Origin of the sequence: Bacillus pacificus (assembly GCF_020861345.1) — a bacterium.
GTDB classification, from domain to species: Bacteria; Bacillota; Bacilli; order Bacillales; family Bacillaceae_G; genus Bacillus_A; species Bacillus_A pacificus.
In genome coordinates this window covers 1,765,998-1,789,281 of the sequence record NZ_CP086328.1, presented here as the reverse complement: position 1 = coordinate 1,789,281, position 23,284 = coordinate 1,765,998, and the positions used below count along the sequence as shown (strand labels likewise).

22 protein-coding genes are annotated in these 23,284 nt (G+C 36.7%); 3 read left to right on the top strand and 19 right to left on the bottom strand.

Translation table 11 applies throughout. From position 1 onward, the window contains the following. Positions 1 to 5: 5 nt before the first annotated feature. From LMD38_RS09315 to fdhF, 17 genes are all read right to left on the bottom strand, one after another. Positions 6 to 1,859 carry a terpene cyclase/mutase family protein gene (locus LMD38_RS09315; RefSeq protein WP_016718199.1) on the bottom strand — a complete coding sequence of 618 codons (1,854 nt, stop codon included), beginning with the start codon at positions 1,857 to 1,859 and terminating at the stop codon, positions 6 to 8. Between the two features lie 99 nt (positions 1,860 to 1,958). Then, entirely contained in the window at positions 1,959 to 2,384 is a 426-nt protein-coding gene (locus tag LMD38_RS09310; RefSeq protein ID WP_000447823.1) for a divergent PAP2 family protein, read from the bottom strand. 79 nt (positions 2,385 to 2,463) lie between these two features. Beyond that, a complete protein-coding gene (rarD, locus tag LMD38_RS09305) occupies positions 2,464 to 3,405 on the bottom strand; it encodes an EamA family transporter RarD (protein ID WP_016718200.1) in 942 nt (313 codons plus the stop codon). Positions 3,406 to 3,497: 92 nt separating this feature from the next. Then, positions 3,498 to 3,746: a DUF1294 domain-containing protein gene (locus tag LMD38_RS09300; RefSeq protein WP_000871342.1), complete on the bottom strand. Its 249-nt coding sequence runs from the start codon at positions 3,744 to 3,746 to the stop codon at positions 3,498 to 3,500. 159 nt (positions 3,747 to 3,905) lie between these two features. Then, positions 3,906 to 4,304: a hypothetical protein gene (locus tag LMD38_RS09295; protein ID WP_016718201.1), complete on the bottom strand. Its 399-nt coding sequence runs from the start codon at positions 4,302 to 4,304 to the stop codon at positions 3,906 to 3,908. A 42-nt stretch (positions 4,305 to 4,346) separates the two neighbouring features. Then, positions 4,347 to 4,571: a hypothetical protein gene (locus LMD38_RS09290; protein ID WP_016718202.1), complete on the bottom strand. Its 225-nt coding sequence runs from the start codon at positions 4,569 to 4,571 to the stop codon at positions 4,347 to 4,349. A gap of 14 nt (positions 4,572 to 4,585) precedes the next feature. After that, positions 4,586 to 5,635, bottom strand: coding sequence for a P-loop NTPase (locus LMD38_RS09285; RefSeq protein ID WP_016718203.1), 1,050 nt, complete (start codon positions 5,633 to 5,635; stop codon positions 4,586 to 4,588). 66 nt (positions 5,636 to 5,701) lie between these two features. After that, the gene (gene moaD / locus LMD38_RS09280; protein ID WP_000628477.1) at positions 5,702 to 5,938 is read right to left on the bottom strand and encodes a molybdopterin converting factor subunit 1; all 237 of its coding nucleotides are present in this window, start codon (positions 5,936 to 5,938) and stop codon (positions 5,702 to 5,704) included. 4 nt (positions 5,939 to 5,942) lie between these two features. Then, positions 5,943 to 6,407 (bottom strand): molybdopterin synthase catalytic subunit MoaE, encoded by a 465-nt coding sequence (moaE, locus tag LMD38_RS09275; RefSeq protein ID WP_000531873.1) that lies wholly within the window; start codon positions 6,405 to 6,407, stop codon positions 5,943 to 5,945. Continuing rightward, entirely contained in the window at positions 6,388 to 7,695 is a 1,308-nt protein-coding gene (moeA, locus tag LMD38_RS09270) for a molybdopterin molybdotransferase MoeA (protein WP_016718204.1), read from the bottom strand. Before moeA ends, moaE begins: the two co-directional genes overlap by 20 nt. An 18-nt stretch (positions 7,696 to 7,713) precedes the next feature. After that, positions 7,714 to 8,730, bottom strand: a complete 1,017-nt coding sequence (locus LMD38_RS09265; protein WP_016718205.1) for a molybdopterin-synthase adenylyltransferase MoeB — start codon at positions 8,728 to 8,730, stop codon at positions 7,714 to 7,716. A gap of 24 nt (positions 8,731 to 8,754) precedes the next feature. Further along, positions 8,755 to 9,534, bottom strand: coding sequence for a formate channel (locus LMD38_RS09260; protein WP_029141173.1), 780 nt, complete (start codon positions 9,532 to 9,534; stop codon positions 8,755 to 8,757). A 200-nt stretch (positions 9,535 to 9,734) separates the two neighbouring features. Beyond that, the gene (gene moaA / locus LMD38_RS09255) at positions 9,735 to 10,751 is read right to left on the bottom strand and encodes a GTP 3',8-cyclase MoaA (protein WP_016718207.1); all 1,017 of its coding nucleotides are present in this window, start codon (positions 10,749 to 10,751) and stop codon (positions 9,735 to 9,737) included. A gap of 20 nt (positions 10,752 to 10,771) precedes the next feature. Further along, positions 10,772 to 11,569, bottom strand: a complete 798-nt coding sequence (gene fdhD, locus LMD38_RS09250; RefSeq protein WP_228920256.1) for a formate dehydrogenase accessory sulfurtransferase FdhD — start codon at positions 11,567 to 11,569, stop codon at positions 10,772 to 10,774. A 16-nt stretch (positions 11,570 to 11,585) separates the two neighbouring features. Then, positions 11,586 to 11,930 (bottom strand): Na-translocating system protein MpsC family protein, encoded by a 345-nt coding sequence (locus tag LMD38_RS09245; protein WP_000039582.1) that lies wholly within the window; start codon positions 11,928 to 11,930, stop codon positions 11,586 to 11,588. Between the two features lie 115 nt (positions 11,931 to 12,045). Further along, positions 12,046 to 12,528: a helical membrane plugin domain-containing protein gene (locus tag LMD38_RS09240; protein WP_000729887.1), complete on the bottom strand. Its 483-nt coding sequence runs from the start codon at positions 12,526 to 12,528 to the stop codon at positions 12,046 to 12,048. Between the two features lie 12 nt (positions 12,529 to 12,540). Continuing rightward, complete coding sequence (gene fdhF / locus LMD38_RS09235; protein ID WP_162493027.1) at positions 12,541 to 15,468, bottom strand: formate dehydrogenase subunit alpha; 2,928 nt, start codon at positions 15,466 to 15,468, stop codon at positions 12,541 to 12,543. 344 nt (positions 15,469 to 15,812) lie between these two features. On the opposite strand from fdhF, the gene gerSA reads away from it, so the two are divergent. From gerSA to gerSC, 3 genes are read left to right on the top strand one after another with little or no spacing between them, the layout of a single operon-like run. Then, positions 15,813 to 17,351, top strand: coding sequence for a spore germination protein GerSA (gene gerSA, locus LMD38_RS09230; RefSeq protein WP_062821453.1), 1,539 nt, complete (start codon positions 15,813 to 15,815; stop codon positions 17,349 to 17,351). Further along, on the top strand, positions 17,348 to 18,445 hold the full coding sequence (locus LMD38_RS09225; RefSeq protein WP_016718209.1) for an endospore germination permease: 1,098 nt from the start codon (positions 17,348 to 17,350) through the stop codon (positions 18,443 to 18,445). The genes gerSA and LMD38_RS09225 overlap by 4 nt, the downstream gene beginning before the upstream one ends. Then, a complete protein-coding gene (gene gerSC / locus LMD38_RS09220; RefSeq protein ID WP_001252220.1) occupies positions 18,446 to 19,582 on the top strand; it encodes a spore germination protein GerSC in 1,137 nt (378 codons plus the stop codon). A gap of 79 nt (positions 19,583 to 19,661) precedes the next feature. On the opposite strand, the gene LMD38_RS09215 is transcribed toward gerSC, so the two are convergent. Together LMD38_RS09215 and LMD38_RS09210 are read right to left on the bottom strand one after the other, a co-directional pair. Beyond that, a complete protein-coding gene (locus tag LMD38_RS09215) occupies positions 19,662 to 19,796 on the bottom strand; it encodes a hypothetical protein (RefSeq protein WP_001116176.1) in 135 nt (44 codons plus the stop codon). 57 nt (positions 19,797 to 19,853) lie between these two features. Next, positions 19,854 to 23,216, bottom strand: coding sequence for a tubulin-like doman-containing protein (locus LMD38_RS09210; RefSeq protein WP_000175139.1), 3,363 nt, complete (start codon positions 23,214 to 23,216; stop codon positions 19,854 to 19,856). Positions 23,217 to 23,284 lie beyond the last annotated feature (68 nt).

The following is a 23,284-nucleotide window of genomic DNA, read 5'->3' as shown; positions in this document are numbered from 1 at the left end:
TCGGTTTATTTTCTATATTTTTTTATATAATGTGCCAAAGTAAGTAGTGGATATATATGGGCATAGCTATGGTAACGAATATAAAACCCACCTGGTAAACCTGTTCCAGTAGGATATTTTTCATTCACATAAGGATTCGCAAGCAAATATGAAATACCTTTTCGAATAATTGGCGTTTCTGTATCATAGTAAGAAATGAGAGCATCTAGCGCCCATGCCGTTTGGGATGGTGTACTAAATGGTAAAGTAACGAACCTTTTCTCCACACTACTGTGGCATGATTCTCCCCATCCACCGTCTTTATGCTGTATATGTTCAAGCCATAAAGCTGCACGTTTTAATGATGGATTGCTAGATGGAATTCCGAGTGACCGTAAACCTGTCATCACCGCCCACGTACCATATATATAACAAATCCCCCATTTCCCATACCATGATCCATTTTTCTCTTGTACATTCATTAACCAATTTATCGCTCTTTGTTTTTGTTTCTCTGGCAATTCATTTTGTGCATATGTTCCGAAAAGCTCTAACACTCTTCCTGTAATATCTGGTGTAGAAGGATCCGTAATCATGTCGCTTGCATTTTCGATTGGTAAATTTGCTAATAAATTGCTCGTCACACCTTGTTCAAATGCTCCCCAGCCACCATCATTATTTTGTAATCCTTTAACCCAAGTGACTCCTTTCTTCCAGGCATAATCTATATTTTCATTCCCTCTATTTTTTGCCAATGCTCTTAGCACAGCTGTTGTATCATCAACATCAGGGATTGTCGTATTCACATCCGAAAAACCCCAACCGCCTGGAGCAAGCGCCGGTGCATGTACGCTCCAATCAGCTTTTTTTGTATGCTGTTTTTTTAATAAATATGCTGTTGCATTTTGAAGCATTTTATTATCTTTCGGAACGTGGGCCTCTTGTAACGCATAGCTGAGTAAAGCTGTATCCCATACAGTTGAAGGAGAGTTTTGCAAATGATTACCGCTTTCCATCTTCCATATATAAGATGTTATCCCGGTTATAGCATTTTGAATTATTGATGATTGAAGAGAATGCCCTAACGCAAGTAAAGCATAAATCATATAAAACGAGGCAGTTGCGTAACTATATAACGTTCCATTTTCATCAATACGCTCTTTCATAAATCGTTCGACTTCCTCATACCCTTTATGATGTAACGAGAGTGGATACGAGATAATTTGTTTTACATCACTTACTAACGTTTGAAACAACGGAGACCGCTCCTCCCGAAACCATTCTCCGCCCCCGCCTGCAATGTGATTTAAATTTGGCAATAACTTTTTCCCTACTCGAAACCTTTTATTTAAACAGAGCATCATCGGAATTAAATGGATACGTGCTGAGCTACTCAATTCAAATATACTGAGGGGAGAATCATTCTGTAGAAACATGATTGGTGTTGGCAAATGAAAGAGTGAAGGATATTCATATTCTCCATGAACCGCTAATAAAAACTTCGTCATAAAATGAGCACGCGCTACCCCGCCACGTTCCTTAATAAACATTTCAGCTCGCTTCATATTCGCATCTTCTTTTGTATATTTTTTTGAAGCCAGTAAGGCAGCATAAGATTGAATTGTAGCAGATAAATTACCACCTACTTCATCTTCATACAATTTCCATGTTCCTTCATTTGTTTGAAGTGATGCTAATCTTTTTACAAACGGTTCTATCTCTTTATCTCTACCTAATAATTTTAACAAAAAAATCATATGGCAATCTGTTAACGGAGCTCCTTCAAAACAAAATCGCCACGTACCATCTTGCCATTGCATCGATTGAAGTGCAGTTGCTCTTCTCGCTATTTCTTCATGCGCTTTTTCATATAATAACAAGTTACTCACCCACCCTTTTGAAATCCGTATAACGATATTCAAGAAAGTAGCTGAATATGTATGAATACAAAGAAAAGCAGAACATATAAAATGTTCTGCTCATAAACAATATCCTACTCCGACAATAATCCCTAATAAAGCACCAACTACTACTTCATACGGTGTATGCCCGACAAGTTCATTTAACTTCTTATATTCTGTTTGTCTACCGTGAAAAAACTCATTCAATATTTTCGCTTGTTTACTTACCGCAAGCCTTACTCCTGAAGCATCATACATAACTATAATGGCAAAAATAGCAGCAATTGCAAATAAAGTACTTTCCACACCTTCTACAACGCCAACACCTGTCGCCAGTGCTGTAACAGTTGAAGCATGAGAACTTGGCATCCCACCTGAAGCGAAAAACTTTGCAAAATCAAATTCACCCGTTTTGACTAATTTAAAGACTACTTTCGTTAATTGTGCTAAAAACCATGAAATTACAGCGGCCATAAGCGGATCATTATGTAAAATTGTTTCCACGTTCTCAGCTCCCTACTAGCTATAATGGAAATCCTTTATAGTAACAGTATAAAGAAAAATGCGTAGAAAATACTACGCATTATGATACTTTTGCTGATTTATTTTTTATAAATTTCGGTTGTTTCTGCACCAAGAACTTTGTTTTCGCTACCGAGAATACAAATAATGCAACCCATATACAGAAAAATGCAATCATATGAGTAGATGTGAAATGTTCACCAAATACGAATACACCTAAAATCAAACTAATTGTTGGTGCAATATATTGTAAAAACCCTACCATATAAAGCGGAATAAGTTGGGCTCCTTTTGCAAAATAAAAAAGTGGCAATGCTGTAACAATGCCCGCCCCTATTAATAGTAATGTCGATAACATTGAAATCGAGCCAAATGAGCCGAAACCATGTACTCCTGTCATTACTAGATAAATAATCGCAAACGGCGTCACTAACATCGTTTCCATCGTAAGTCCAATTGTCGCATCATAGTTTAACAATTTTTTCGTTAATCCATATAATCCAAATGAAAGGGCAAGTGATAAAGAAACCCACGGGATAGCCCCGAAACGTACTGTTAAAATGATAACCCCTACCCCAGCCAAACCAACTGCAACGTATTGCCAAAAGTTTAACTTTTCCTTTAAAACCACTGTACCAAGTAAAATACTAATAAGTGGATTAATATAATAGCCAAGACTTGCTTCAATAACATGATTATGATTAACGGCCCATATGTAAACAAACCAGTTTCCGCTAATCAAGACAGAAGCTATTGTTAATGACATTAATAATTTAGGTCGTTTAAAAAGATTCACGAACTCCCCAATAAACTGACGAAATCTCTTCGTAACACCTAATACGATTAACATAAACACGAACGCCCAAACGATGCGGTGTGCTAATATTTCATCTGCTGGAACTTCCTCAACCCATTTCCAATAGATTGGTAGTATTCCCCACATCGTATACGCACCAGCCGCATATATAATCCCTTTTTTTTGCTCTGCTGTTTGACTCCCCATCTTCCTTTTTCTCCTCTTCTCATTTTTTCTCCATTATACGTTCCCACGTGCTCACTTTACCAATAATCAATCTGCATTTCTTTCGACATTTCTCATACAACGAATAATAAACATACCGTTATTACAACAAGTAACGGTATGCCGAAAACAAATTTCTTTTTATGAGTTTTATGATGAAACATATACATACCAATCCAAGCTCCAACTGCTCCCCCAGCTGCTGCTGATAAAAACAACGTACTTTCTGGCGTTCTCCACTGTTTCTTCTTCGCTTTTCGTTTATCAAGCCCCATAAGGCTAAAAGCTATAACGTTAATCATAATAAAATAAATCCATTTCATCGCTTTCTCTCCCTATGAAAAATTCGCTTAATGGTAACATGAAAAAACGATGGAAACAACTGAAGAACACTTTTTATTAATTTGTTACCTTCATATTTACATAGCCAATCAAAAGACTAATTATAGCTATTAAATAGAAAGATGTTATGGGCAAGATCCTTATATTTCATTCCCTTCCCCCACTACCATAGCATCGAAAAAACTTCTCTCAATCACTTTTTCATCAAAGTGAAGAACTACAATTAGCCCTACATATAAAGAAACGAAATTTAAAAACCATTCCCCATTATCATCCTTATTAGCTAAACATTTAAATATCTCTTGAAATTGCATACGCTCGTCTATAGCAACAACCGGTCGCACACCAAAATATTTCAATACGAAATGTAAATCAAGCTGCACGGATAAGGATAAAATATATTTTAATAACTCCGTATAATGAGCAACATTTTTTTGACTATATAACTTCACGAGCTTTTGATGTAAATGAGTAATCGATAATTCTTCATCAGCCATTTTTGTTGCTTCTATCGTTTCAATCATCTTCTTCATATTCATTACATTTACCCCTCCTGTTACAAAACAAAAGCCAAAGCGTATTTATTTTATAATCAGCAATAATTGAGTATTTCTCGTCTCTCTTTCTTCTTCACTAACTAAGTCATACTTTTTTAGAAGATGAAAGACATCATTTAACATTTCTTGTGAGTGATTACCTTGTAAAAAATTTTTTAACCCTTTAAAAATCTCTTCAGATAAAAAACTCTTTTGACTTTCAAGTTTATTCCTTACATCTTCAATAGAATGATCGATATTACACGCCATAAAAAATTCCTCCTCTATCCTTTATAAATAATATCTTCTGCTAACGATGTAAACACTTCTCCAACAAGGGAATCTTCATCATATACAGATGAACCGCTGTTTTCTTCACGTTTTGCAAAAGGTACTTGTGCGATTACTTCTGTTTGCAATTGTTCTGCTAACATTTCCCCGCCGCCTTTTCCGAACAGATAATTTTTCGATCCATCTTGTTCTTCATAATAAGCCATGTTTTCCACAATACCTAAAATCTCGTGTTTCGTATGTTTTGCCATTACGCCTACTCTAGATGCTACGAATGAAGCTACATTATGTGGTGTTGTAACAATAATTTCTTTCGCCTGCGGAATCATTGCTGCAACATCAATGGCAACATCTCCTGTACCAGGTGGTAAATCAAGCAGTAAATAATCTAATTCTCCCCAGTGCGTATTCGCAAGGAAATTTTGAATCCATTTATTTAACATCGGTCCGCGCCACATAACCGGATTATTTCCTTCTGTAAAAAATCCCATCGACATGATTTTAACACCGTGACTAATAACTGGAATTGCTGTTTGATCAATCATCGTTGGTTTTTGATTCGTTTCCATCATAGCTGGAATGCTAAAACCATATATATCTGCATCTAATATCCCCACTTTTTTGCCCATACGAGCTAAAGCCGTTGCAAGATTAATTGTTACAGTTGATTTTCCGACTCCACCTTTTCCGCTCGTTACAGTAATAAATCGTACTCCTGAATCAGGACGAAGCATGCTCGGCATACCAGTTTCTGTTCTACTATTTTTCTTTAACTTTTCTGTTAGCGTAGCTCGTTCTTCTTGTGTCATAGAACCAAACGTCAAATCTACTTTAGATGCACCAATTGCCTGCAGAGACTCTTCTACATCTTGTTGAATTTTTGCTTTTAACGGACAACCTTGAATCGTTAGCACTACTTCAAGTTTAACCTCTGTTCCATTCATTTGTATATTTCTAACCATGTTTAACTCTACAATACTTTTGTGTAATTCTGGATCCTCTACATGTTTTAACGCATTCATTATTTGTTCTTGAGTAAGCATAGAACTCATCCCTTCTCGTATTCGAATTTATATATAGCATCTTCTTATCGTTTCAAGAAACGCTTATTATCCACCACTAACAGGCGGGATGAATGCGACAATATCTCCAGCTCGTATCATCTCTTCATTCGTTACAAACTCTTCATTAACAGCCACCATCACTCTATCAAGCGATTGTAAACTATAGTTTGCTTTGAGCCATTCTTTTAATTGCTGCACTGTCATTTCTTGTTTTTCTGAAATTACGAATCGATCTAATCCGACTTCCTCACGCAAATTTGCAAACAGTAAAATTGTAATCATTTTCTCATTCTTCCTTCTTCGGTTTTCCTGCTGGATATGGTGTATTTTCAAGTTGATCGCCAATCCACATCGTCCCATCTTCCCAAAATTCTTTTTTCCATATTGGGACGATTCGCTTTATACGTTCAATTGCGTATTCATTCGCTTCATAAGCTACTTTACGATGCGGTGATGAAACTGCAATGACTACCGCAATATCCATTATTTCTAGCCGGCCTACTCGGTGAGTAATTGCTACTTTTGCATCCGGCCATCTTTCACTAATTTCTTCACCAATTCTCATAAGTTGCTTTACTGCCATTGGTTTATATGCTTCATACTCTAAATGTAGCGTTCGTTTTCCTTTTGTTAATTCTCTCACTGTACCAATAAAAGTTGTAATCGCACCTGCGTCTCTTCTTGCAACCTTATTTGTTACTTCTTCAACTACAATCGGTATATCTACAATTTCAAATAGCACTTGTCCCATTAGAATCACCTCTCACTTTATAAAATGTCCAAGGCCATTCACTACCTTCGTTATCTTCCAACAAGAGAACATCTACGAACATATCTTTTTTATACCCTCTCGTACCACCTGGAAGTACAATAAATATATTTGTCTCTGCTAGAGAAGAAACTGAGCTAGATTTATCAAACCCTGACGGATAAGCGATTAACTGCCCTTCGTTATATGTTAGTTTTCCTCGTACAAATCTTGTAAATGGATTTGGCTTTAGAAAGTCTTCTCCTAATAACGCTTTTTCTCTTTTTACATGTGCTTTTTCACTAAACATATACGTCCGAATACAAGGTCTTACAAATAATTCAAACCCTACGTAACAAGCAGATGGATTTCCTGATAATCCAAATAATAACTTGCCATTTAATTGCGCTACAGTCGTAACACTTCCTGGCCTCATTGCAACTTTATTGAAAAGAACTGATGCACCTAATTTTTCATATATAGCTGGCAAATAATCGTAATCCCCTACTGATACACCACCTGTTGTAATGAGCATATCTACTTGGCTTAATGCTTCTTTTACAGCCGTAAAACACGTATAAAAATCATCGCTAAACTTCCCAAAATATTTTACTCTTCCGCCTGCTCTTCGGATTTGAGACAATATCATATACGTATTACTATTTCGGATTTTCCCTGGCTGTAATGAATCGTTTACATCCAGTAATTCACTGCCAGTCGCTAATAGTCCAACTACAGGCTTTCTCGCAACTGGCACCTCGCTATACCCGAACGTAGCAAGAAGAGCTGAAATACCTGGATTAATGTATGTTCCTTTCTTTGCAAGAACCGTTCCTTTACGAGCATCTTCACCTTGAAAAGAAATATTATCGCCCGTTTTGAATGACCGTTTCAATTCCATATACTTACTGCCAGCCTCCTCATATTGACGAGTCAGCTCTAGCATAACAACTGCATCACATCCACTCGGAATTTGCGCTCCTGTCATAATTCGAACTGCTTGAAACGGACCTACTTTCTCATCGAATAGCGATCCTGCACCAATTTCACCCACTACTTCAAATACAATTGGCGTTTCATAACTTGCTAAATCCGTATCTTTTGCTCTAATAGCAAACCCGTCATACGGTGAACGATTAAATGACGGCACATCATGGTCAGCTACTAAATCCTCTGCTAATATACGTCCGTAAGCTAATTCAATAGGTAGTAGCTCCTTTAAGCCGTTATGAGCAAATCCCATCACTTTACGAACAGCCTCTTCAACTGTGATTGGTACTCTTCTTTCCATTGTTGACAACCCTTTCTATTAGCCGAATACACGATAATATAGTTGTTTCGCTTTCGAAATATCATTTGTGCCATGAATAAAAATACGACCATCCCGAAAAACAACGATGCGGTACTCATCTAATTGGCAAGATAGTAAATACGGATTCCGATCTACTTCCCCCACTTTTTTTAATACTTTTTCTATATCATCAAAATTGTATTTTCTATTGTCTACTCGTCTAATTTGAACTGTATTTCTTCCGCATAAAGCAGCTACCTTCGTTTGATTTTCGTATAATAAATAAGGATAAATGCGATTCAAACCGCATGAAGAGCAATTGTCTGTCTTGATTTTCCCTAGTTTTATAAAATGGTTTTGATTACTCCATATATCAAATATGAAAAATGTTTTTCTAATTGCTGCAAAATCTTCTACTAAAATTTTGAGTGCTTCCGCCACTTGATATGCTGCGACGATTTGTACAGTCGGGCTAATAATTCCAGCTGTATCACACGTCACACCTGTAACTGGAACGTTCTTCAGCACACAATGTAAACACGGTGTCTCTTGCGGAATAATTGTACAACTCATACCGTACGAGCCAACGCAAGAACCATATACCCACGGGATATTATGTTTTTGTGATAAGTCATTTATTATAAATCGGATATCAAAATTATCTGTTGCATCAATGATTACATCGACATTTTCTAATAGCCCTTCTAAGTTTTCTACACACGCATCCATTACGAAAGCATGTATTTGTACTTCCGAATTAAGTTTTTCTAGCCGATTTTTAGCAGCGATTGCTTTTGGCAATTTCTCTCTTGCATCTTGTTCAGAGTACAATTGTTGCCTTTGTAAATTACTCCATTCAACGTAATCACGATCTATGATCGTCAACTTGCCAATACCTGCACGTACGAAACTTTCGGCACTTGCACTTCCTAATGCGCCTACTCCTACAATTAACACATGTTTATTTCGAATTTTTTCTTGCCCTCTATTCCCAATTGGTTTAAACAAATGTTGTCGTGAATACCGCTCAGCCATTACATACCCTTCCTCTCACGAACTCTATTTCATATTAGAATGTTGTTTTTGATAACAAGCAAAGTACGCAAATCCAACAAAACCAGCTCCGCCAATTACATTTCCGATAAAGACAGGAACAAAATTTTTAGCAAGATCCATCCATGTGAGATGACCTGCAAAAATAACTGCTGAGATGACAAACATATTTGCTACCACTTGCTGAAATCCAATCACTACAAATGCCATAATGGGAATCCAAATTCCGATTATTTTTCCGACAAAATCACTCGTCCCATAAGCGAGCCAAAGCGCCAAACAAACGAGCCAATTACACCCAATTGCTAAAATTAAAGTTCTTCCAAAAGATTCATGTAACTTGCCTTCTGCTATCGCTACCGTTTTATTTAAATAATCTCCCTCTGTTAATCCGCCAAGATGACCGAAACAATACGCTACGAAAATAGCTCCTACAAAATTCATAAAAGTAATCCAAATCCAGTTATTTAGCACACTAACCAATGTAATTTTCTTTGCATATAGCGCCATAGACAGTGACATCATATTTCCGGTAATTAATTCTCCTCCCGCTAATACAACGAGCATGAGTCCAACAGGAAAAACCGCTCCTCCTAAAATATTTACTAAACTCCCCCAGCGCTCAGGCAAATTACCTAAAACGCGAATGTTAAGTAAAAAACCTAGCGAAATAAACGCTCCTCCTAAAAAACCGAGAATAAGCATTGCTGGCAAGGTCTGACTTACTTTTTGAACACCGGCCTCAATGACAAGCTCAGCAATTTGTTCCGGTTTATGAAATGCCATTACTAATTCCTCCATTTTCTCCAAATAAAAAAGCAGCTTCAAAAAACCTCCTCAACATAAAGGTTTTTGAATGCTGCTTAATTTCTCTGCACATCTTTTACAGAGAGATCAACCATCACTTTTACTATAAAATAGAAAATCTACAACCGTTGCACATCTTCCATTTTGTATATACTTCATCATATTGTCACTTATATATATCAACCACCAATATGTGACATTTCAATTTTAGGTGCTCTTTTTTTACTTGTATGACTTAAGCGTTCATCTGAATAACGATCTTCTCGTTTGTTCCATATATCGCGTACGACATCTGTTATTTCCTCGTCAGTGTATTCTGATCGAAGCAGTTCTCTCAAATCATTTCCTTTAGAAGCGAACAAACAAGTATATAATTTTCCTTCTGCAGAAATACGAGCTCTCGTACATGAGGAGCAGAAGGAGTCTGTTACTGATGAAATAATACCTATTTCTTCATCACTTCCAATATAACGATAGCGAGTCGCAACCTCTCCTACATAATTCGCTTCTATTCGTTCTAATGGCATAACTTGATGAATCGTATCTACTATTTCTTGTTTAGAGACAACCTCTTTTAAATCCCAACCGTTATAATTTCCAACGTCCATATACTCAATAAAACGAATAATATGTTTATTTTCCTTAAAGTATTGCGCCATCTGCAAGATATCCTGTTCGTTTTTCCCCTTTTGAACGACCATGTTTATTTTAATTTTCATACCGACTTCAGCTGCAGCTTGTATTCCTTCCAGAACCCTTTGTACTTTGCTTCTATTACCATTCAAATAGAAAAACCGCTCTTCTTCTAAGGAATCTAAACTAACTGTCACACGTGATAAACCCGCCTTATATAAATCAGGAGCAAACTTTTTAAGTAACGATCCATTAGTTGTTAAACCGATATCCTCCACACCATCTATTTTATTCAGGCGCTCAATAAGCTGCGGAAGACCTCTTCGAAGTAACGGTTCTCCGCCTGTAATCCGTAATTTTCTAACACCTAAAGAAACGAAAATACGCGTTATCCTTTCAATTTCATCAAAAGATAAAATTTTATCATTAGACAAAAACGAGTAATCAGGACCAAATATTTCTTCTGGCATACAATATCGACAGCGAAAATTACAGCGATCAGTAACTGAAATACGTAAATCCTTTAACGGACGTTGTAGTTTGTCTAATGTGACAGATTTCATATTTATTGCCTCGCTTTTACTTATTTTATATTTAAAACACGCTCCGGATGCGTATATACATTTAAGGGTTCATTCCGAATAAATCCTATCGTAGTAATACCTAATTCTTCAGCTAGCTGTAAAGCCAACTCAGTTGGAGCTGATTTTGACAGTATAATTTCACAACCAATTTTTGCAACTTTCAATAATATTTCCGAAGAAATACGACCGCTAAAAACAATGATTTTATCTCTTATAGAAATATTATTTTTTAAACAATAACCGTAAATTTTATCTAACGCATTATGCCTTCCGATATCCATTCGACTTAAAATAATACCATTCACATTGCACAAAGATGCATTATGAACGCCCCCTGTATGACGAAATGTCTCCGCAGATTGCTGCATTTCTTTCATTAATCGAAAACAGTCTTCTGCAGTAACCTGTACATGGACGCCATTCATTTTCTTTGCGCTTAGTGCATCATTTGCAAAAACAAATCCTTGTCTACTCATACCACAGCATGAAGTAATATACCGTTTATTTTGCATTTGTTCGTAATACGGATTTACTTTTGCCGTCGTGACATGTACAAATCCTTCTTTCTCTTGTACCCATATGTCATCAATATCTTCATACTTCCGAATGATTCCCTCAGATGCTAAGAAGCCTATTACCATATCTTCTATATATTCTGGAGTACTAACCATTGTAACAAACTCCTGTCCGTTCATTTTAATCGTGACTGGAAACTCTGTTACAATGCTGTCCTCTATATGTTTAAACGCCCCTTGTTCATAACGAAAGATTTCTCTTTCTACCTGTATCGGTTTCACGATCAGTATCCTTCTCTCACGTTATATTTTTATCAAAAACAAATACCGAAACTGCAATATCTTCTTCTACTTTCATATCTGAAAACAAATTCACTAATTTCGCTCCAACAAGTTCCTCCAAATGTTCACGGGAATTTGCAGCATACACTTCTTGAATCATTTTCGTTCTAGCCATATGAACCATTTCCGCACCGTCCATCGTACTTGAAATGAATTTTTCAGTAGGTGTTAAGTTTCCGTAAAGAGTCGCAATCGCCATATTTTCAGCGAAAACAGTATGAATTCGTTCTGGCCCTTTTCCGAAAAGTTCCTTTCGAAGTTTTCGAATCATATCATTAAATTCATGTACTTTTTTTGACATACCACTATACCTCCCAAAAGCCTCATTTTACTTTATTATATATTTTACCAAAATGAGCCTTCCGCCCAAACTATTTCGTACAAACATTTGGGCGAAAAGATTCACTTCGTGAAGGTTACTCGTCTTTTAACCCTTTACCCATACCTTTTAAGAAATGAAGCCCAAATCCGATAGCACGGTTAATGTCTGGATCTTTCAATACTTTCATAAGATCGAATACCCCTACTTTTTTATTACTCTCTAGATGTTCATTACCTTCTTCTAGCCCTACTAATAAGCTACCTATAAGCTTTTTCGTAAGTTCCGGATCAAGTTCTGTTAAAGCACCTGCAGCCCCCATCATATTATTAATTAAATTTGTAACAGGCTCACGAGTCACTTGGCCAAGAACAATTTTTGCGATTGGTTCTTTCGCCTTTAGCATAGAATTAGCTGCTTCTAACATGCCAATATCATTCAATTCCCCTACTATGTTAAACATTTGATTTAGAGCGTCTTCATTATTAGCTAGAAGCTCTTTTAAATCATCTAATTTTTTCTGTTTTATTTCTTCCTCAGTTAATTCTTGTTTTTGAATCATTTTTATAGGTGCAGCCATATTTTTCTCCTCCTACTTATCCGTTAAATGCACATACCCTGGACGTGCCCACTTACGATGTACCTCAATACCAGATTGAGGATGACGTTTTTTATTACGCGGATTCGCTTTTGGCATCGGATTTTCACCCTCAATTTCCAGCACTTCCATACGCACTTTCGTCTGTTTATAAGCAGGTGTGTTCGTACGCGTATCAACGGCAGGACCTGTTAAGAAATTAATTGCTGTTTCATTATCTGTAGAGTTCATCGGTAAATATAACTCATTCGCTTTTACACGATTTGTTACAAGTGCACGTAATTTTAACGCTCCAAACGGAGAGACAAGACGGACTAATGAACCAGTTTTTACTCCACGTTCTTTTGCAAGTGCTGGAGAAACTTCAACGAAAACGCCAGGCACTTTCGTTTGAATACCTGTTGATTTATTTGTCATATTCCCTTCATGGAAGTGCTCAAGCATACGACCATTGTTAATATGAAGGTCGAACTCAGCTGGGAATTCAGCTGGGCGCACCCAGTCAGCAATCGCAAAACGAGCTTTTTTATCTGGGAAGTTAAATCCATCTTGGAAAAGCAATGGTGTATTCGTGCCGTCAAAACTTCCCCAATGGAAACTATTCCATCCTTCCAGTACTTCATAGTTTGCTTGTGAGAATAGTGGTGATAAACTTGCCATTTCAGCAAAGATTTCACTTGGATGGCTATAATTCCAGTTTGCACCTAATTTATTCGCAACTTCCTGCACGATCCACCAGTCTGGCTTCGCATCTCCAAGCGTAGGAAGAACTTGATATAGTCTTTGAACACGACGCTCTGTATTTGTGAAAGTACCTTCTTTTTCAAGAGATGGCGCTGCTGGTAATACAACATCTGCATATTGAGCCGTTTTAGATAAGAAAACATCTTGCACAACGAAGAAATCAAGGCTTGATAATACTTCATGTACATGATTCGCATTAGAGTCTACAAGAGCCATGTCTTCTCCGACAAGATACATAGCTTTCATTTTCCCTTCGTCAATCGCGTGAAGCATTTCAATATTATTCAGACCTGGTTCACTATTAATTTTCACTCCGTAAGCCATTTCAAATTTCGCACGTTCCATATCGTTCGTAACGTGCTGATATCCAGGAAGCCATCCTGGTAAAGTACCCATATCACAAGCACCTTGTACGTTATTATGACCTCGAAGCGGATATGCACCAGCGCCTGGACGACGATAATTACCTGTTGCAAGTAGTAAGTTTGAAATCGCAGCGGAAGTATCAGATCCACCTGTATTTTGCGTTACCCCCATTCCCCAAAGGATACATGTACCATCTGCATCACGAATCATTTCAGCCATTTGAATCAGTGTTTCTTTTGAAATACCAGTCATTTCTTCTGCATATTCAAGTGTATATGCTGTAAGGCTCTCTTTGAAATCTTCAAAGAAATTTACATTCTCATCAATAAATCGTTGATCGTGCCAGCCTTGATCAATCATATATTTCGTAACAGCCATTAACCATACTTGATCTGTTCCTTGTTTTGGACTAATAAAGACATCTGAACGCTCTGCCATTTCTGTTTTACGAAGATCAGCCACAATTAATTTTTGTCCGTGTAATTTATGTGCACGTTTAATACGTGTAGCTAAAACAGGATGACCTTCTGTCGGATTACAACCTACAATAATAACAAGACCAGATTGTGCAATATCTTTAATCGTTCCAGCATCTCCGCCCATACCAATTGTCCGGAATAATCCGTCTGTCGCTGGTGATTGACAATAACGTGAGCAGTTATCAATATTATTCGTTTCAAATACTTGTCGAGCTAATTTTTGAATCACATAATTGTCTTCATTCGTAATTTTAGATGAAGAAATAAAACCGATAGCATCTTTTCCGTACTCTTCTTTAATCGCTCCTAATTTACTTGCAACTACATTCAATGCTTCTTCCCATGTAGATTCAACAAACGTTCCATTTTTACGAATTAAAGGTTTCGTAATTCGTTCTTTAGAATTTACGAAGTCCCAACCAAATTTTCCTTTTACACAAGTAGAAATTGCGTTAACTGGCGCATCAGAAGAAGGTTGTACTTTAAGAATTTTACGTCCTTTCGTCCACACTTCAAATGAACACCCTACACCACAAAATGTACATACTGTTTTCGTTTTCTTCGTGCGAGTATCACGCATGGCCGCTTCCACTTCTGATACCGCAAAAATACCGCTATATCCAGGCTCAACTTCTTTAATTAAATCTACCATTGGTTCAAGAATATCTGGTTTTAATCCCGTCATAAATCCAGCTTCACCAAGCATCGTTTTTTCCATTAAAGCGTTACAAGGGCAAATCGTTACACATTGACCACAGCTCACGCATGAAGAATCATTAATATTTACTCCTTCATCCCAAATCACTCGTGGTCGCTCCGCTTCCCAGTCTATCGATAACGTTTCATTTACTTGTAAGTTTTGACACACCTCAACGCATTGACCACATGCAATACATTGATTCGGGTCATAGCGATAAAACGGATGCGTCATATCAACTTCACTTACATCTACTTTCGGTTCATAAGGATATTTTTGATGTTCGATTTCCATTAATTCTGCTGTATTATGCAGTTTACAGTTCCCATTGTTGTTGTCACATACTGTACAGTATAATAAATGATTTTCTAATAACCGATCCATCGCCTCTGTTTGTGCTTCTTTCGCACGAGTAGAGTTACGTTCAATGTTCATACCTTCTGTCGCTACTGTCGAACAAGAGCGCATTAACTTTCCGTCAACTTCTACAATACAAGTGTCACATGTTTGAATAGGATCTACTTCTGGCACGTAACAAATTTGCGGATGTTCAATCCCGTTCTCATTTATAACACCCAATATCGTTGAACCGGGCTCCGCTGTATACTTTTTTCCGTCAATTGTAATATGAACCATGTTGTTATTCACGGTCTTTCCCCCTTTTTGAGAATAAAAAAACTCCACCACGAAAATATACGCACCACATTTCGGCACGTTATTATCATGGTGGAGTAGTTTATTAGCACATCTTGCTAAAATACCAATCCATTTATTCATAAATAAAACGATAGATTCATAACAGGTCATATCACGATTCCATCTTTAACACTATAATTATAGCGTTAAAGTTAAAAATATACAATATAAAATTTAAACTACGCATATGTGAGCTTGGAACTATCCATAATAACCCATATAAAGTGAAACTTTAATCAACCCTCACCAATCGGGATAAAACATAACAAGGAGTAAGCAAACAAATGGGGTCTTTTAATAAATGGATTCGTGGTGAAAAATCTTTTTCTACCCAAGAGCAAGCTGATCACACATTAAATAAATTTATCTCTTCTTCCCTTTCCCTTAATTTAAAGCACTTGTCCAAACTGTTTAGCGGTATTCCAGAATTAATAACACGCACTTTTCCATTAAAAAACGGACAGGAAGCTGCACTTATATATATGGAAGGACTTGTAGACAAAACTGTTATTAACGTAAACATCCTTCGTCCTCTCTTGTTTAAAGAGTGGAATGAAGACGATTTTTGGGAAGCCTCTGTTTCTATCGGAAATATTAAAAAGATTGAGCAGTGGACAGACATTGAACAATCTCTTTTACACGGCAAAAGTATTTTATTTATAAACGGGCAATTATCCGCTTTAGAGCTTGATACGCAAGCGGCACCAAAAAGGAGCATTGAAGAGCCTACAACAGAGAGCTCCATAAAAAGCTCACACGAAGGATTTAATGAAGTAGCGAGCGACAGCCTTGCACTTATTCGTCGATATATTCCAAATCGCGAATTGAAAGTAAAGGAATTCACTGTTGGTGAACGAGCTACTTCAAAAGTTTTTTTGCTGTACTTAGCAGACATTGCAAACGAAGATGTTGTACAAGAGATGGCCTGCCGCATCGAATCAATCAAAGTAGATGCCATTCTTACTACCGGAGAATTAGAAGGATTTGTTGAAGATAATTCCTATACTCTCTTTCCGCAATTATCAATAACTGAACGCCCTGACACAACAGCACATCATATTCTGGATGGGCGAATTGCTGTTGTTGTAGATCGTTCACCAGGCGTATTAATAGGACCAATGACTTTTTCAGCTTTTTTTCAGACGATAGATGATTACAGCTTCAGACCAATGATTCCATCTTTTATACGATTACTTCGTTTCACTGGATTATTTATTGCAATTTTTGCTCCTGCTCTTTATATTGCTATGATTTCCTTTCATTATGAAGTGATTCCCCTTAAATTATTGTTAACGATTGGAGAATCTCGAGCTAAAATTCCTTTTCCTCCTATATTAGAAGCACTTTTGATGGAATTAGTACTTGAAATGCTCCGCGAAGCTGCAGTTCGGCTTCCTGGACCCGTTGGACAAACCATTGGTGTCGTAGGAGGAATTGTTATTGGACAAGCTGCAGTTCAAGCAGGAATAGTAAGTAATGTTATGGTTATCGTCGTATCTATTACTGCAGTTGCTTCTTTCATCATCCCTAATCTAGAAATGTCTGCAGGAATTCGCCTTCTTCGATTCCCAATGATGATAATTGCCTCTTTATTTGGTGTCATTGGTATTATGGTTGGGATGGCAATCATTATTATTCATATACTTTCTATGGAATCTCTCGGTGTTCCTTATGGTAGTCCTTTTTCTCCGTTATTTGCTTCGGATTTAAAAGATATTCTTATACGTTTACCATGGAAAATAATGAAGAAGCGCCCGCTATCCCTTAACTTAAAACAAGAGAATCGACAACGCGATATAGAAGGAACGGAGGAAGAGAAGTGACAAAGCATGCAAAGAGGGAGATTAGTTTATTTCAATACATTTTAACGATTAGTGGTGTTCAAGTAGGATTCGGTGTCCTTACACTTCCTCGCGAAGTTGCACAAGGGGCGAATACAGATGGATGGATTTCTATCATTATTGGATGCGCTATTACTACTTTAGTCAGTCTGTCTATTGTAAAAATCATGGAAAAGCATCCTGGATATACTTTACTCGATGTGCTAACTCGTTATCTTGGGAAGTGGCTAGGAAGAGCAGGAATGATTTTTTGGATTTTATATGCTGTCCTTGCAGCTATTTCCTTAATTTTTTCCCTCTTATACGTTATTCACATTTGGATTTTACCTAGAACTCCAATGTTTTTAATTATGATTTTACTATCTATTCCCATGCTTATGCTCGCATGTAAAGGCGTTCTTATTATAAGTCGCTATGCTGTTTTCACTGTGTTTTTCACACTGTGGATGCCTTTACTATTGTTTATCCCTCTTAAAGATGGGCATTGGATATACCTTCTCCCTCTTCTTAAAGAGGGCTGGATACCAGTTTTAAACACCGTAAAATCAACTATTATTGCATTTCTTGGATTTGAGTTTGCATTTGTCCTTTATCCGTATTTGAATAACAAATCCTCTGCTAAAAAAGGGATTGTTATCGCAAATTTAATTACACTATTTCTTTATCTTCAAGTCACGTTCGTTTCTTTCGTTTATTTTAGTCCAGATGGTATAACAAAGTTTTTATGGCCCACCCTTTCTCTTGTTACACCATTTCACTTTTCGTTTCTTGAACGGTTTGAAATTATCTTTTTATCTTTTTATCTCTTCATTATTTTTGATTCTTGCATTCCTTACATATTTACTGCTTCAGATGGAATCAATCAATTACTTAACAAAAAAGGGAGTTCCTTACCTATTTGGTTTTTATTATTCGGGTGTATTGTTGTCTTATTCTTTTATATCCCTTCCTCTTACCAAATAAATGCGTTGCGAGACTTTTGGGGAACTGCCAGTTATTTTATCGCTTTTCTATTCCCAGTCGTATTTCTCTTATACATGACACTTTATCAGCATTGGAAAAGGAGAAGAGTTTAAATGAGGCGCTTTATTCATTTCACTATACTTTACTTTCTCATAACCTTTTTAACAGGCTGTGGAGATCGACTCGACTTAGAAAAACAATCGATTTCATTAATTTACGGCTTTGACGCAAAAGCAAAAGGAAAATTAATTGTGTACCACGTAAATCCTATTTTTAATGAAGATGTAGAAAAAAAGTACGAAACACATGAAGCGAAAGTACGTACACCTCGAGAAGCAAAAGCAACGTTTAATAGTTCAAGTGGCGGTTTAGTATCTACAGAAAAGTTACAGCTCATTTTATTTAGCACAAATTTTTTAAAACAAGAAGGGGCTATGCCTTACCTTGATGTTTGGTATCGTGATCCTAAAAACACTGGAAACATGCGTATGGTTGCAGTAGACGGTCCAATTTCTTCAGTTATATATAATAACTTTAAAGACAAGCCTGCCCTTCCCGAGTATTTAACAGATTTAATTAATACGAACAAACTGTACAATCGGACCGTTTTTACAACATTCCATGAATTTCACAGGCAAACGTTTAATAAAGGTATAACACCTGCTATTTCAGAAATAAAAAAAGGTAAAAAAGATGTTATCGTTACCGGTTCCGCGCTATTAACTTCTCGCGGAATTTATAAAATGTCATTAAATCGTTATGAAAGCGCCCTTCTTCTTTTGTTACAAAAGAAAGCGAATACACCGGTTTCGCTTACATTGAAAATCCCTTCTACTTCAGTTGAAAGTAATAGTGATTTAAAAGATACCGATGGCGGCGATTTCGTAACAATAAATGTTCTTAGCATGAATCGTGATATCCATACAGACTATAGCGATAACCGCTTCAAATTTAATGTTAAAATGAATTTAAAAATCGCTGTATCTGAACTTACATTCAATATGGATATAGACAAAGATAGAAAGAAATTAACTTCTCTTATTACAAAACAACTAAACAAAGATTTAAACGATTTAATCCACAACATTCAAAAACAGCAGCTTGATCCATTCGGATTTGGTGATTATGCGAGAGCGTTTCAATATGAAAAATGGAAAAGAGTTGAAGACGATTGGCCGAGTGCCTTTTCAAAAGCTAACGTAAAAGTAGCACCTACTATTAAAATTTTAGAAAATGGGATTATTAAATAGCAAAAACACGCTACTTGTTCTTATACGTTTAAAGAACAAGTAGCGTGTTATCATCTTTATTTTGAAGCTTCTTATACAGTTACACTTCTGTTTCTGGTTCTTCGTTTTCCACTTCTTCCAATCTTTGCTGCTCTGCAAGCTCAGCTGAAATCATTCCATAATAAATTTCTGGATACAATCCGAATATTTGATATACACTTCCTAAAAACGGCATCGGAATCCCTCTTTTCTAAAGTTGTATTGCCACTTTTAAGGATTCCCTTTTCATTCATTATACATTCGTTTTTGGCGTTTCTTCTTCATCATGAACGCTTAATAAATTTTGCCACTTTTTATAAGGAGCACTATTTGGATCTACATATCCTTTCGCGTACGAACGATCCCACAATTGTTTAATAAACATTTCTTTCTCTTTCTTGGCAACCATATCGGCACCTGTACCGTAATAGTTTTGGAAATATAACTCAATTTCATCAAGGAACAGTCTTAATAATTCATCAGAAGTTTCTTCTAACGTTGGATCATATTTCGCTTCACGGTCATACATTAAAATCATATCTAAAATATTATGGACATGCTCTTTACGTAGCCATCTAATATCTTGAGCACCTAATACAAATGGATGCGTATATAAATGTCCACCTTGTATCATCGCCTTTTCTTGTTCTTCTTCAAATCTGGACAAAATGTTTTCATAAATAAATGGATTATGAAGCAATGCTCTGTGTAATTTATAACTTTCACTTGAAATATTTTTACCCATCGACTGAATTAAGAAGCTACGTCCAACACCGTTATATTGATACACGAACTGACCATCAACAGCAACTAAACTTATCCAGCGATACATATACGCGTATAGAAGAGCTCGATTACATTTATCATAATCTAACTTCGTTTGCGTTGCATTTAAGTCTGGCATGAATGCTGGTAAGTGCCAATACTTATCTAAATGCGGTGTTAAACTAGATTTTTTACTATTCAACTTGTTTACACGGCGATAGTACGACTGAAAATAATCACCTTTATCATTCATAAATCCATTTGCAATATGTCCAGACGAAAGCTTAGGAAAGTCTTGTAGTGATAAACCGTAATGTGCACGATAACAAATGACTTCAAATGGCGAGAAAGCTTCATTTACTGTATCTTTTTCTTTAAACATTTCTTGCATTAATTCCTCTTGCAGTTCTTTCTTTAAAGATGGATGTATGCCCCAATATTGTAATTCCCTATGATGAGAAACTTTCGGCACGAATGGACTTGCTAAATGGAACAAGTCTTCAATTTTTTCACGAACATATTCATCACGATCACGATTCTTATAATCTGCCTCTTTTCGTAATGCCTCAACGATATTCAGCTCTAATTTATCGCGATAGCGTATTTGTAATTCGTCATAGCAATAGCTTAGTATGTGCTCACGATAAAAGTCTTCTACCTTTTTCGATTGAATCTCTTCTGTTTTCGCATCCCGGCAATATTCCCCGTATAAGCTCATATAAATTTCTGCTGATATATCTTTCGGTAATACACCTAAATTTAAATGTTGTTGCATATCTTGCCATATCTTTTCTTGTAACTTCTCTTCCGCTAATACGTATACATTCGTTGGGTTTGTTTTCCCTTCAAATTCTTTGCTTCGTTTTTGAATTTCGAACAATAAATTTTCACGTGTTTCATGTAAATTATCAAAAAACCTTTCCCAATATTGAATCATTTTATTAACCGCTTGATATAGCGATTGATAAACGAGTTCTAATAGCATTTCTTTACGGTATTCGTTTAATTTGTGTACGTACTGCGTTACAATATCTTCAAATTCCTTTTTAAATAAACGCTGCTGGTTATTAATCATTTTTCCGAACCAACCTTGTTGTTGCGCAATTTCTACTCGGCGTACAGCTGTTACCGTTCCATCAATGTTACTCACATTAAATTTCTTATCGTAGTTTTGAATTAAATTACGCTTTTGTTCATTATTTTCATGTAGTCGATTCATTTTTTCCACTAACTGCTTTCGAATTTCATACAACATAAAACGAGCTGCTACTGGATGAACTGGATCTGTTTTCTTTAAAAACCATGTATTTAATTGATATGACTGGCCTTCAGAACCACTCGGTGAAAAACGGTCTGATTCAATCATGTCATATAAAAGTGTCGTTACATGTTCATGTACACGGCTCGGAATCGCATACGCATATAAACGAACCGCATGATCGACCCTTGCTACTTCACCTTTCATTTGTTCCATCATTTTCAGTTTCGCAGCCGAAATTTTACACTCATGCTGCAGACGATTTAATTCCTCGTCTTTTTGTACCGTACGCTGTACATAGCTTTCTACAGCTTCTAAAAACAGTTTAGATTTCGCAACACCAACCTTACCGCCTTCTGCTCCTTCACGCGTTTCATTGTACATTTGTCTATAGAAAATATGAGCCTGCTCTGGACGAGTAGCAAGATGTTCTAAATCTTCTAAATAACTTTTCCCGCGCTCTGGCTTTTCACGCTGCATACCACGTTTTACATCTTGGTCATATCTATGCTTCTTCTCTTGAAACAATTGATCTAAATGAAGCCACGATTCATCTAAACCTTGCACGGCCCATTTTAAAGCACAATATTTTAACACATGCTCATATGGATAAATAATCTTTGCCGTTCCTGCTCCGCAATATCGTCCTTTCCCACTTGATTCTGCTAATTGCTGAATTTGATTATCTTCCTGTGCAAAATGATTTGCGGACATCGGACTAAATAACTGTAAATAAATCGTATTTGCCATTTGCTCCATATAATCTGATAAATTGTGCAGATGGTGTCCATGTAAATTTTCGTAATCATATAAGAAACAATAATTGTACGGTAAATGATGTTGTTTAATTGTATGATTCGTTCTTCCGTCCTCATCTACTTGATCCGGTCGATACTCTAATTCAATCGTAACCCCGCCGCGTTTTGATAACTCTCCAGTAGAACCGAGCGTAATGGCATGTAATTCTTTTAACGAGGCATAGCCATTTGCTTGCACCGTTTCAAACTCTTTCGCACTAACCGTTCTCGTCTTCACTAACACATCCGGCATTAGAAATGCACCGCGTATTAAAATGTTGTGATGCTGCAGTTTTTTCCGAAGCATTTCACGTAAATATAATGCAATTTGTAGAAACATTCCTGAACCTGTTCCGCCCGCTAGTGATGTTACGATAATGACACGCACTCCATATTCTGTTTGATCGCTCGTAACTGGAAAAATCTTCTCAATTTCTTGCCAAAAGGACGTGAGTTTATCTTCTTTCATCGCAGCACGTAACGCTAAACGGGAAATAACGCGTAACTGTCCTGCCCCTTCTGTCAGTGGTTTATCAAGTATAGTCGGGTCCATCGGAAACCATTCTGGAATCGTTGGATCTCCTGCAATATACTCCCTAGGCGTTTTGCTCGAACTCGTTTGCGTCTTAAACTTTCGAATATGATCAAATTTACTCAATGTATTCACATCTGTATCAAATACGTGCATTGCTACCTTTTTTCGACGCTCCTCAGGCAGTCTTTCATATATTTGATGTGTCACAGTACTACCGATTCCACCTAAACCAATTAATATCGTTGGAACTTGTAACGTCATGTGAACCACCTTCCTATTCTTGCTTGTTTGAAAAGAGGAGGGAAAGATAACATTCTCCTCTTCTCCCC